The sequence below is a fragment of the Dyadobacter sp. CY323 genome (assembly GCF_021390245.1).
GTDB lineage: Bacteria > Bacteroidota > Bacteroidia > Cytophagales > Spirosomataceae > Dyadobacter.
Genome location: NZ_JAJUXH010000024.1, coordinates 87,063 through 99,060 on the forward strand (window position 1 = coordinate 87,063; position 11,998 = coordinate 99,060).

The following is an 11,998-nucleotide window of genomic DNA, read 5'->3' on the forward strand; positions in this document are numbered from 1 at the left end:
TGCCAGACTTTTGCTGCTGGTACATGCAGCCTGCAAGATCCGGCAATCTTTCCTTAATCGTCTCATTCCCATGAATTCCATTGACAGAAGGCAGTTTTTATCACAGTTTTCGTTCGCTACCGCCGCGTTGGCCACGAGCGGGTTTGGGTTTACATCGCAAGTCACGCAGGACGGATTTGTTGAAGTCGAAATTGCGCCGGGAAAACTGCGGGGTGTGCGTTACGAGGGTGTTAATATATTCAGGGGTATCCCGTATGGCGGCAAAGTTTCGGGGGACCGGAGATTTCGTCGTCCTGCGCCCGTAGAACCGTGGACGGGCGTCCGCAGCTCCGTCTTTGGTGCGCCTGCCATGCAGCCGCCCCGCCATAATGAGCCGGCGCCGGCAGAGGATTGCTTGTTTCTGAATGTATGGACACCCGCGAATGATAACAAAAAACGACCGGTCATGTTTTACAGCCACGGCGGTGGATTTGTGATCGGGTCGGGTGCGTCGCAAAGTCAGGATGGCTCCAATCTTGCCCGGAATTTTGATGTCGTTGTGGTGCAGACCAATCACAGGCTTGGGTTGCTCGGGTTTCTTTACCTGGACGAGATTGCCGGGGCGGATTACGCCGGTTCGGGTAATATGGGCATGCTGGACATTGTTGACGGCTTGAAATGGGTGCATGACAACATTGCTCAATTTGGCGGGGATCCCAATAATGTAATGATTTTTGGCGAATCGGGTGGGGGAGCAAAAACATCATGTTTATACGCGATGCCGTCGGCGGCCCCTTACTTCAATAAAGCATCGATTGAAAGCGGGCCCGGCGTGCGCATGACTACCAAAGAAGCAGCGGCTCAGACGACAGCCATGCTTTTGAGAGAACTTAACATTTCGCCAAAAGACTGGAGAAAGTTATTGGATGTGCCCGCGGCAGATTTGCTGGCCATTCAAACCAAACTGCCGTCTGTCCCGCCATTTATTGATAAGGAAAAAAACAAAACGGCCCAGCCGGGTGCAGGTGGGTTTGGTCCGGTGGTGGATGGTACCGTTCTGCCGCATCATCCATTTGATCCCGCAGCTCCCGAAATATCAAAGAACAAACCGCTTCTTGTTGGCTGGAATGAAGATGAGTATAACTTTTTTATCTGGCAACGAAAGGAAACGGAATTGGTAAAACTGGATTTTGAGGGTTTAAAGACAAAGCTCGAACCTTTCCACGGTGCGGATACGGGTAAAATGATCGGGACATATCGAAAAACCATGCCCAATGCGTCTGCAATTGACGTTTTTGTTGCCATTTCGTCCATTGCGATGATGGGGCTTGGCTCCATTGATATCGCCGAGAAGAAGGTGAAACAGAATGGCGCGCCGGTTTACTTATACAATTTCGGGTACAAGTCGGAGAAAAAGATCCTGGATACGGACTATCCGATGGGCACGCCGCACGCAATGGATATCAGTTTTAAATTCAATAACGAAGTCCCTCCCAAAGACCCGTCACAACCCAGTGAAAGTTTTTTTGGAGGCAAAAAACCAGAGCGGTTCGTAGCGTCTCACCATTTTGCAGAACTCTGGACGACTTTTGCGCGAACAGGAAAACCTGCCGCCAAAGACGTTCCTGAATGGCCCGCCTACAATCTGAAAACCCGGCCGACCATGCGCATTGATACAAAATGTGAAGTCATTAATGACCGGTTCGGAGAGGAACTGGCAATGTGGCGATCGATTAAGAAAGTATAGCCACTGGCTATGGGTTGGTACTTCACATTAATTTAATCTACGGAGCAACCGGCATTTGAGCGGGTTGCCCCTTTTTTTGTGTAGGTGCTCTGACATAAGCCGGATAAGTGCGGGTTTTAATCGTTTTTTTTCATCGGATTGTGCCGGTAACACGCCAAGTAAGCCCAGGGGCATAGAAATTTTCTTACTTTTAGTTTATGTTCTCACACCCTGATTGGAAAACTTACCTGACTTTCTTCTATGAAAAAAATATTTCAATGGACTTATATAACACCCGCTATTGCATGGATTTTCTACTTGTTGGTACCAACAGGTACCGGTTTTTTAGTCAATTTCCTGGCCACGATCGCTCTGATCGGCGGTGTGCTTTCGGCTGTGCACCATGCTGAAGTCGTAGCACACAGAGTAGGTGAGCCATACGGTACGATCATTTTAGCAGTGGCTGTAACACTTTTGGAAGCTTCAATCATCGTGTCACTGATGCTCACGGGAGGTGAAGGTGCCGATACCTATGCGCGAGACACCCTGTTTGCGGCCGTCATGCTCATCCTTAATGGTATCCTCGGTATCAGTATGTTTGTAGGCGCCATTAAATATAAGGAACAGAGTTTTGAGACAAAAAGCGTAACAATTGCTTTGGTAAGCCTGGTGTCGATCCTCGTGCTTACACTGGTACTGCCGAATTATACTACCAGCATCGCCGGTCCTTCTTACAGTGCGCCACAGCTGATCGCCATTGGCATTTGTTGCCTGGTAATTTACGGGTCATTTATATTCACGCAGACCATCAGGCACCGCGAGTATTTTGTGGTGGGGGAATCAGGCGAAGAAAAGGCGGTTTCACGGTCAGAAGCCTTCATTAGTCTGGGTCTGCTGCTCGTATGTCTAGGGATCGTTATTTTACTGGCTAAAAACCTTTCCCCGGTAATTGAAGGCGGGGTTATAGCGGCTGGCCTGCCTACTGCATTGGTGGGTGTAGCGATTGCAACGGTTATACTGTTGCCGGAAGGCATATCCGCCATCCGCGCGGCCAGACGTAACCAGTATCAGACAAGCATTAATCTCGCATTGGGTTCAGCATTGGCAAGTATCGGCCTCAGCATTCCTACCGTAGCAGTGGTTTGCACAGTAATGGATTTACCGCTTGTGCTGGGGCTAGACATGAAATCGATGATGCTGCTTGGACTTTCTGTTTTTACCGTCATGCTTTCACTCAACAAAGGTCAGACAAATGGATTATATGCAATGGTGCTTTTGATCAACCTCATGATGTACATATTCACCATCATATTTCATTGAAATAACGGCTGTCCGGACTGTGGGCAGAAGAAATTTCGGTCGGAGTGATTATCGCCGGCCGCAGATAATGGCATGCAACTTGCCAAATAACCTTATGTTTGTGGTTAAACATGAGGGGTGAATGGATGAAAAAATAAGACAGTTACGGAAATCGCTGGATCTCATATTGATCGCAATGAGTGTCGTTTGCTCGATGGTAATTGTTTTTCATCTGGGCTACAACACCGATCCGAAGATCGAGCAGCTTACAAACCGTATACTTGAATGGTGTTTTCTTTTTTTCGCCGTTGCGCTGGCTGCGAAGTTATTCACCGCATTCAAAAGCAAATCTTCGGTTATCTCACGCGTCGGAGAGGCATTGTTGTTTTTCTTTTTCGTTGCCGTTATCATCGCCGACAGCTATCATTTTTCAGCGACCGATGGCACCGAGCTTGTCAAGCCAGAATGGATGTATCTGGGCATTTTTGCCATTCTGATCATTGAAGTTTCAAAGCAGACGCTGTTTTTCGATAAGTTCTATTTCAATCCGACCCTGCTTTTCGTGCTGAGCTTTCTGGCATTGATCCTGATTGGAACCGCGCTGCTGCTGTTGCCTAAAACGACCCAGCATCAGCAGCTTACTTTCGTCGATGCACTGTTTATGGCGACCAGTGCAGTTTGCATTACCGGCCTGTCGGTTGTAGACATATCCACGGAATTTACTCGTTTCGGGCAGACGATCCTGCTGGTGCTGGTGCAGATCGGCGGGCTGGGGATTATGACATTTACCGGCTTTTTCGGCTACTTTTTCTCAGGAGGTTTTTCGTATAAAAACCAGTTGATGTTCACCGAACTGATTGGCGAGAACAAGGTCAGCTCAGTTATTTCGACCTTATATAAAATTATACTGGTCACCTTTTTCTTCGAAATACTCGGAGGTATATTCATCTATCTGAGCCTGGACGCGGCCAGTTTCGAAAGCCCCGCGGAAAGACTGTATTTTACTGTTTTTCATGCGGTTTCAGCATTCTGTAATGCGGGATTTTCCATTTTGCCCGATGGATTGAACCATGGCACGCTGCGGTTTAATTACCAACTTCATCTGTCCATTATTCTGCTGTTTGTGATGGGCGGGCTAGGTTTCGGTATCATTTTCAATTCCTACGAGTTCATTAAACGGTGGGTGTTAAATCTTTACCATAGAGTCAGGCACGGCCGACATTTTCTTCACCGTGCGAGAGTGATTGCATTTAACTCTAAAATCATCGCCTATACCAGCTTCTTCCTGATCTTGTTTGGGTTTGTTATGGTGTTCATTTTGGAATTCAGGCATACACTTCTGGCACATGAAAGCTATTTCGGAAAAATTGTTACCGCCTTATTTATTGGTACAAGCCCGCGATCGGCGGGTTTTAATACCGTCATCATGAGTGAGCTGGCTTTCCCGACTGTAATGCTGCTGTTCTTATTAATGTGGATCGGGGCAGCACCGGGCTCGACGGGAGGAGGGATCAAAGTCACCACATTTGCATTGGCCACACTCAATATCCTGACGCTGGCCAGGGGTAAAGACAGCATCGAAGTGTTTGGAAGGAGAATTTCGGAAGAGTCAGTTTCCAGGGCTCTGGGCATTATTTCCCTGTCTCTGATATTTTTGGGCGCGGCCATTTTTATGCTATCCATTACAGATCCGGACAAAAATCTTTTATCACTCGCATTCGAAACCTTTTCAGCTTACAGCACCACAGGTCTCAGCCTGGGCGTTACACCCGAGCTGAGCCAGGCTGGCCGGTTGGTTATCATTTTGACTATGTTTGTCGGCAGGGTAGGCTCACTGACCCTGTTGGTCGCATTTGTAAAAAAGGCAAAGCCCACAGAATACAAGCTCCCCGGTGAGCAAATGAACTTTTAAAGCGGATAGGCATGAAATACATCATATTTGGATTGGGGAGTTTTGGGAAATCACTGGCAATAAGGCTGACCGAACTGGGACATGAAACCATCGGGGTTGATAACAACATGCAAAAAGTGGAGCAGCTCAAAGAGCGGATCACGCACACGGTTTGCATGGATTGTACCGATAAGAATGCGGTCAGCTCACTTCCGCTCAAAGATGCGGACGCATGTATTGTCGCCATTGGAGAAGATGAAGGTGCGTCTCTGCTTTCGACGGCGTTGCTCAAACAGCTCGGCGTCAAAAAGATCATCGGCCGCGTCGTTTCAGATCTTCAAAAAACAGTACTGGAAGCAATGCAGATTGAGGAATACATTTTACCAGAGGAAGAGTCGGCAGAAAGGCTCGCGATGCGGCTGGACAATTCAGGCATTGTCGACTCATTTAAAGTATCCGAAAAGTACAGCATTATCGAAATCCGCGTCCCGGCGCGCTATGTCGGCATGACCCTCGCCCAAGCCGACCTGACTAACCGTTACAACGTCATTGTACTGACGGTGCTCACATTATCCAAAGGATCCGAGAATGGGCTTGCCAAAATCTTTAAACGGGCGTCCGGCATTGCTACGCCTCAGACGGTAATGCATGAAAATGAAGTACTGGTTCTGTTTGGGGAATTGAGTGATATCGAAAAGCTGATGCACTGAGCCTGAACCCCTAAACGCAAGGTTATCAAGAGATCGTCCCACCAGACGATCTTTTTGTATTTAATAAGCGATGCATGCAATCACCACGACTTAATTATGGCACAGTATTTATACAATAGATGCAATTTTTTTTGCGCCTTCGGAGTAAGTAACTGTGTTAAGATTATTTCAAATAAATAAACCAACAACTATGCGCTATCCCTATACTCTGTTTCAGATTTTGATTCTATTGTTAACCGGTGTCGGAACCGCATCTGCGCAGGGCAGGGAAATTACCGGCGTGGTGCAGACAGCCACAGGCGAGTCGCTGCCCGGAGCTACGGTGCTCATTGCTGGGACCAGCTCGGCAACGATCGCAGATGCCGACGGTAAATTTTCCATTACCGCACAAACCGGGCAAACGTTACGGGTTTCTTTTATCGGCTATCTCGCGTCGGACGTTCCCGTGACGGATCAGTCTGCCTACACGATCCAGCTCGCCGAAGACGCGCAGAATCTTGAAGAATTTGTCGTGATCGGCTACCAGTCGGTGCGGCGGACGGACCTGACGGGCGCTACCGGAATTATCGATGCCCAAAATACGAACAAGCGTATTGCCCGGTCGGTGCCGGAAGCGTTGCAGGGTATGACACCCGGCGTGGCGGTGCGCAATGGCGGCGCGCCAGGCCAGGAAGCGGTAGTGAATATACGTGGACTGAGTACGCTGTTCGGTAATGCAAGTCCTCTGTATGTGATCGACGGCATGCTCGCCGATGCGAATACCACCGTGAATCCCAATGATGTAGAAACCATACAAGTTTTAAAAGATGCATCCGCGGCCGCCATTTACGGCTCGCGGGCTGCGAATGGAGTAATTATTATTACTACCAAAAAAGGAAAGGAAGGTCCGCTGAAAGTAGACGCTACGGCCCGCTTTGGTCTCTCATCGCTTCCCAAAAGGTGGGATATGATGAATGCGCAGGAATACGTGGCGACTAATACCCGCGCATATCAGGCAGCAGGTTACGCATTGCAGCCCGCAGTCGCTAATTTCAACGGAGCGGTGAATACCAATTGGGCAGATCAGCTGTTGCAGACAGGTAGTATTCAGGATTATAATGTGAGCTTATCGGGTGGGGGAAAAGACAGTAAGTTCCTGATTTCCGGCTCTTATTTTGCTGACGAAGGTGTGTTGAAAGCCCGCGATTTCCAGCGGGCGTCTGTACGGATCAATACAGAAGCGACGCGCAATAAATTTACTTTTGGCGAAAACCTGATGATTTCCAGTACCGAGCGCAATACGCCTTTTCAGGGTGGATTTGCGGAGGGGAACGCCTGGTACGATATCTGGACCAGTTTGCCGATCATTCCGGTACAAAGCGCCGATCTGGCCAGTACTTCCAATCCGGGCGGCTGGGGTTATGGCTCATTTAATGCACGCTCATTTGCCAGAAACCAGGTGGCGATCAATGACATTACCAAAACTACCTTCAATTTTTTCAAAGTATTAGGAAACGCCTATCTCGACTATAAAATCCTGAAAGGCCTGAGTTACCGGTTCAATGCAGGGCTTGAAACCAGTTTCGACAAAACCAATAATATAAGAAAAGAAGGACTCTGGTACTGGAACCAGTCACCCGATTTCAGTAGTGTCGGGCAGAACCGGGCGCAGTTTCTGAGCTACCTGTTTGAGCATACCCTGAATTTTAACCACACCATTGGTAAACATACTATCAACGGCGTAGTGGGTTACACCCAGCAAACGATCAAAACGGACGATCTGGGCGGTCGGCGTTTGCAGCTTGGCGTTTATGGCGGCGATTACTTCACAACCATCAACTCAGCCAGCGGCGGAATGACATCCTCGGGAACACGCTCGCAAACGCTCATTAATTCTGCATTAGGCAGGTTAAATTACAATTACGCCGAAAAGTACTACCTCACATTTACATTCCGTGCCGATAAGGATTCCCGTTTCTCCCCCGCGCACCGCACAGGCTATTTTCCCTCGGCGGCAGCTTCCTGGAAAATCAGTAATGAAGAATTTTTTAAATCCGACCTTGTTACCGAGCTGAAACTGAGAGGATCTTACGGGGTACTGGGCTCGGCCAACCTGAGCAATTACCAGTTTACCGGCTTTCTGAACCAGGCGCCACGGGCTGTTTTTGGTTCGGGACAAACGGAATTTCCAGGCGCAACGCAGGCGAGGCTGGTGTATGAAGACATTAAATGGGAACAAAAAGCGACAACCAACATCGGTGCCGATCTGGTGCTTTTTAACAATAAACTAGCGATTACCATCGACGCATTCCGCTCGGTGGCGAAGGATGTTTTGCTCTCGCTTCCATTGCCTCTTTACATTGGAAACCTGCAGGGTGACCCGCTGGTGAACATCGGTTCCATTGAAAATAAAGGGATTGAGTTCGATTTTACTTACCGCCAGACTTCCGGGCCTTTTACATGGAGCGTCGCGCCGAATTTCAGTTTGATCAGAAATAAGGTACTTGCTCTCGGGAACTTAGGGGTAGATGAAGAAACCGGTGAGCCGAGAAATTACATTCAGTCGGGCAATACCCGCTCGCAGGTGGGCCGCTCCATTGGGGAGTATTACCTGATCAAAACAGACGGACTTTTCCAAAACGATGAAGAAGTGCAGGCCCACAAAGCACAGGCTGCGTACGCCAAACCCGGGGATGTTCGCTATGTAAACCGCATCGACCAGGGAACAAATGATGATATCAATGACCGCGACCGCACATTCGCAGGCAGCCCGTGGCCCAAACTTACCTCGGGGTTGATCCTGAATGGAACATGGTCGGGCTTTTCGCTAAATGTTCAGTTTTACGGCGCATTTGGTCAGAAGTTATATAATGATGTGAGAAGGGAAATAGACGGAATGGGTTATTCCAATTACCGCCGGGATATTAATCCGTGGACACCTGAGAATACCGGTACCGATTTTCCCCGACTTGGGGTTTCGTACTCGACAGGTGCTGCGGGCGACCCGGCCAGCGCCGACCGTGGAATCGTCTCCAATGTGCGTGCCAACACCGATCGGTGGCTGGAAAACGGTTCTTATTTAAGGTTGAGAAATGTGGAACTCTCGTATACAATTCCACAAAACGTGACCAGCAAATTGTCTGTAAGCAATGCAAGGATTTATGTGAGCGCACAAAACCTGGCGACTTTTACCAAATACACCGGACTTGATCCCGATGTAGTCGGAGCGAATTTCAACCTCGAACCCGGCGTGGACCTGGGAGGTTATCCCGCCTCGCGCATCATTTCATTCGGCCTTAATCTGGGCTTCTGACAATCGGCCATTTATCCAAAAGACATCGACATGAAAAAGATATTTTTGCTTACCTCAATGATTTTATTGGTTGCCAGTGCCTGTAACCGCGATTTTGACCAGCCTAACCCGAACAGTCCCACGATCGCATCGTTCTGGAAAAGCGAAACGGATGCGGTGAAAGGCATCAATGCCGTGTACAGCACATTCCATCGCACGGCCACGCTCTATTCCAGGTTTTTATTTTACCATGGAATGCTCCGGTCGGACGAGGGCTACGGTTCCGGTGGCGACATTACGCTAAACAACATCATGAGTTTCAACCAGACCAACTACAACGAAGGTCTGACTGCCGGGACCTGGCAAAACCTGTTTATCGGCGTATTCAGGGCGAACCAGGTGCTGGCTTATGTGCCAGGCATTGAAATGAATGAAGGGTTGAAAAACCGCATTATCGGCGAAGCAAAGTTTTTGAGAGGATTGTTTTATTTCAATCTGACCTTATATTTCGGCCGGCCGCCAATCATACTGGAACCTTCCGAGCCAACGGACCGGCCCTCGAATGCAACCAATGCGGAAGCCTGGGCACAGGTGGAAAAGGACCTGACCGAAGCGGCAACGACTCTGCCGCTCAGCTACACCGGCGACGATCTGGGTCGTGCCACGCGGGGCGCTGCAATGGGTTTATTAGGAAAAGCGTATCTGCAGCAAGGAAAATACCAGGAAGCGGTTACCGCACTTGCATTTTTTATTACGGGCGAAGGAAAAGGCTTGTATTCGCTCACAGCCAATTATCAGGACAATTTCAAGGCTTCCACCGAGAACAACAGCGAGTCTGTTTTTGAAATACAATTCAGGTTTAATCCTAATGAAAATACCGACGACGACGTGGACGAAACCCGCATTAACAACACGGGAACATCCATTGCCCAGTTTTACGCGCCGCGAGGCGTGGGCTTTTCCGATGGTGGGGCGCGCCGCTGGCTTATCGGTGAATTTGAAAAAGAAAAGACGGCATCGGGTGCCAGGGATCCGAGACTTGCAGCGACACTGTTATTCGATTCCACCGACGTGCGCGGTCCGCAGTTCACGATGATCTACGGGCAGACATTCGCCAGCCGTTATGGTACGAATACCGGCGAAAGCAGCGCAGTTTGGTTTCGGAAACAATTAAATGACAATGAGCCCGGACGGACCGAGGAAGGTTTCAGGTCGCCTAACAACCACCGGCTGTTGAGATATGCCGATATTTTGCTCATGTACGCCGAGGCGCTCAATGGGATCGGGCAGACTGCGCAGGCTTATCCATTTGTGGATATGGTACGTGTACGTGCCGGGCTGAGGCCGCTGAATCAAGCGGCGGGCTGGAATCAGGCACAATTTCTTGCTCAGATCAAACACGAGCGCATTACCGAGCTCACCGGCGAGGGCTGGCGTTTTGCCGATCTGCAGCGCTGGGGCGAGCTGGGGCCGCAGCTGGCGGTGAGAGATCCGGAATTTACCAATTTTGTTAAAAACAGAAATGAATGGTACCCCATCCCGCAATCGGACATTGACTTAAATCCAAATCTGACACAGAACCCGGGTTATTGATTTTGGTAATTATAAATATTGTTTTTCCGCAAAACCTGAATTTTTATGACAACTATATCCCGCAGCTTGTGCATTCTCTGCATTTTTGCATTGTTAGTACTATCTTCCTGTGCGTCCGTAAAGGTGAAAGAAGTAAGCCACGTGAATGCCAAACCAGGTGATTGTCAGCTGCCGGTTTTCAATACCGTCAATGAAGTGAATGGATCTTACGTGGTGTTGTGCGAGGTGGAAAGCATCACAGGATCTGCTTTGTATGTCAGGCGTTCTGCAAAAGCGGCTATCGACCGGGCGAGGCCAGCCGCCTGCCGCTGCGGTGCGGACGCGCTTCTGGTGATCAGCTCGGGAAGGACCAATTTAAAATTTTTCTCATGGCGGCGCGGCGTGGCAACCGTTCAAGCCATTAAAACCAATCAAAGCGCCTCTCTTTAACTATGATTTTTCGCTCGCTTTACCGCATCATTTTTGCCTCGATCACTCCGCTTTTGTTCCTCAATGCGTCCTGCAAAAAGGAAGCACAGGGGCCAAAGCCGGGTGAGCAGCAGGCAACTACATTCACAAATCCATTGCTGACTTCGGCGCCCGATCCTTTTGTTTTTCAGAAAGACACGACCTATTATTACCTGCATACACTGGGTAACCGCATTCAGATATGGAAAACAAACAAAATGAGCCGTTTGAAGGATGCTGCGCCGGTTACTGTTTTCACTGCGCCGGCATCCGGCGGAAATTCCAGGGATATCTGGGCCCCGGAGCTGTTTTTTCTCAATGGCAAATGGTACATCTACTACACCGGCTCGGATGGAAATGATCGGGAGCACCGGATGTGGGTCCTGGAAAACGCAAATGCGGACCCCACGCAGGGAACCTGGACCGACAAGGGTAAGCTCACTACTCAGCCAGCCGATCTCTGGTCGATCGATGCGACTGTATTTCAGCGGGATACCAGCCTTTTTCTAATCTGGTCGGGGAGGCCATTTGCGGGTGGAACGACTGATTTAACCCAAAACCTTTACATCTCGCGAATGAGCAATCCTTTCACACTTACCGGCCCGACTGTACTCATTTCCACGCCGCAGTATGATTGGGAAAAACGCGGATTTGGGGTAAATGAAGGTCCCGAGATCCTGCGTAATGCGGCCGGGCAGGATTTTCTGGTGTTTTCGGGAAGCTATTGCGGGGATGACCGCTACTCGTTGGGAATAATGAGCCTGAAAGCAGGCAGCGATCCGTTGGACGCAAAGAGTTGGAACAAGGTGGCGACACCGGTTTTTACAGGTCTGGCGTCGGCAAATGCATTTGGTGCGGGACATAATGGTTTTTTCAAATCCAGGGATGGAAAAGAAGACTGGATTATCTACCACGCAAATTCGTCTGCCGGCCAGGGTTGCGGCAATTCGCGGAACGTAAGAATGCAAAAATTCACCTGGACTGCCGACGGTTTGCCCAGCTTTGGCGAGCCGGTTTCGACGGGACAAGCGATCGCGGTGCCATCAGGTGAGTAGCTGTTTAGCTATATTTAGGAGTTAAAA

The 11,998-nt window shown here is 49.3% G+C and carries 8 protein-coding genes; all 8 read left to right on the top strand.

Features of this window, described 5'->3' with window-relative positions; translation table 11 throughout:
* The first annotated feature begins 70 nt into the window (after positions 1 to 70).
* The 8 genes from LZG72_RS25545 (at position 71) to LZG72_RS25580 (ending at position 11,971) form a co-directional block, all read left to right on the top strand.
* The gene (locus tag LZG72_RS25545) at positions 71 to 1,726 is read left to right on the top strand and encodes a carboxylesterase/lipase family protein (RefSeq protein WP_233877982.1); all 1,656 of its coding nucleotides are present in this window, start codon (positions 71 to 73) and stop codon (positions 1,724 to 1,726) included.
* Between the two features lie 240 nt (positions 1,727 to 1,966).
* Complete coding sequence (locus LZG72_RS25550; RefSeq protein ID WP_233877983.1) at positions 1,967 to 3,025, top strand: calcium:proton antiporter; 1,059 nt, start codon at positions 1,967 to 1,969, stop codon at positions 3,023 to 3,025.
* A 121-nt stretch (positions 3,026 to 3,146) separates the two neighbouring features.
* Positions 3,147 to 4,916, top strand: coding sequence for a TrkH family potassium uptake protein (locus LZG72_RS25555; RefSeq protein ID WP_233877984.1), 1,770 nt, complete (start codon positions 3,147 to 3,149; stop codon positions 4,914 to 4,916).
* An 11-nt stretch (positions 4,917 to 4,927) separates the two neighbouring features.
* Complete coding sequence (locus LZG72_RS25560; RefSeq protein ID WP_233877985.1) at positions 4,928 to 5,605, top strand: TrkA family potassium uptake protein; 678 nt, start codon at positions 4,928 to 4,930, stop codon at positions 5,603 to 5,605.
* Positions 5,606 to 5,795: 190 nt separating this feature from the next.
* Entirely contained in the window at positions 5,796 to 8,897 is a 3,102-nt protein-coding gene (locus tag LZG72_RS25565; RefSeq protein ID WP_233877986.1) for a TonB-dependent receptor, read from the top strand.
* A gap of 30 nt (positions 8,898 to 8,927) precedes the next feature.
* Positions 8,928 to 10,469: a RagB/SusD family nutrient uptake outer membrane protein gene (locus tag LZG72_RS25570; protein ID WP_233877987.1), complete on the top strand. Its 1,542-nt coding sequence runs from the start codon at positions 8,928 to 8,930 to the stop codon at positions 10,467 to 10,469.
* A 45-nt stretch (positions 10,470 to 10,514) separates the two neighbouring features.
* The gene (locus LZG72_RS25575; protein WP_233877988.1) at positions 10,515 to 10,898 is read left to right on the top strand and encodes a hypothetical protein; all 384 of its coding nucleotides are present in this window, start codon (positions 10,515 to 10,517) and stop codon (positions 10,896 to 10,898) included.
* Positions 10,899 to 10,900: 2 nt separating this feature from the next.
* Positions 10,901 to 11,971 carry a family 43 glycosylhydrolase gene (locus tag LZG72_RS25580; RefSeq protein ID WP_233877989.1) on the top strand — a complete coding sequence of 357 codons (1,071 nt, stop codon included), beginning with the start codon at positions 10,901 to 10,903 and terminating at the stop codon, positions 11,969 to 11,971.
* Positions 11,972 to 11,998: the final 27 nt, after the last annotated feature.

Coding starts and splice junctions, on each gene's coding strand:
- LZG72_RS25555 (WP_233877984.1), top strand. CDS start 3,147: ATGGATGAAAAAATAAGACAGTTACGGAAATCGCTGGATCTCATATTG.
- LZG72_RS25560 (WP_233877985.1), top strand. CDS start 4,928: ATGAAATACATCATATTTGGATTGGGGAGTTTTGGGAAATCACTGGCA.
- LZG72_RS25565 (WP_233877986.1), top strand. CDS start 5,796: ATGCGCTATCCCTATACTCTGTTTCAGATTTTGATTCTATTGTTAACC.
- LZG72_RS25550 (WP_233877983.1), top strand. CDS start 1,967: ATGAAAAAAATATTTCAATGGACTTATATAACACCCGCTATTGCATGG.
- LZG72_RS25575 (WP_233877988.1), top strand. CDS start 10,515: ATGACAACTATATCCCGCAGCTTGTGCATTCTCTGCATTTTTGCATTG.
- LZG72_RS25570 (WP_233877987.1), top strand. CDS start 8,928: ATGAAAAAGATATTTTTGCTTACCTCAATGATTTTATTGGTTGCCAGT.
- LZG72_RS25580 (WP_233877989.1), top strand. CDS start 10,901: ATGATTTTTCGCTCGCTTTACCGCATCATTTTTGCCTCGATCACTCCG.
- LZG72_RS25545 (WP_233877982.1), top strand. CDS start 71: ATGAATTCCATTGACAGAAGGCAGTTTTTATCACAGTTTTCGTTCGCT.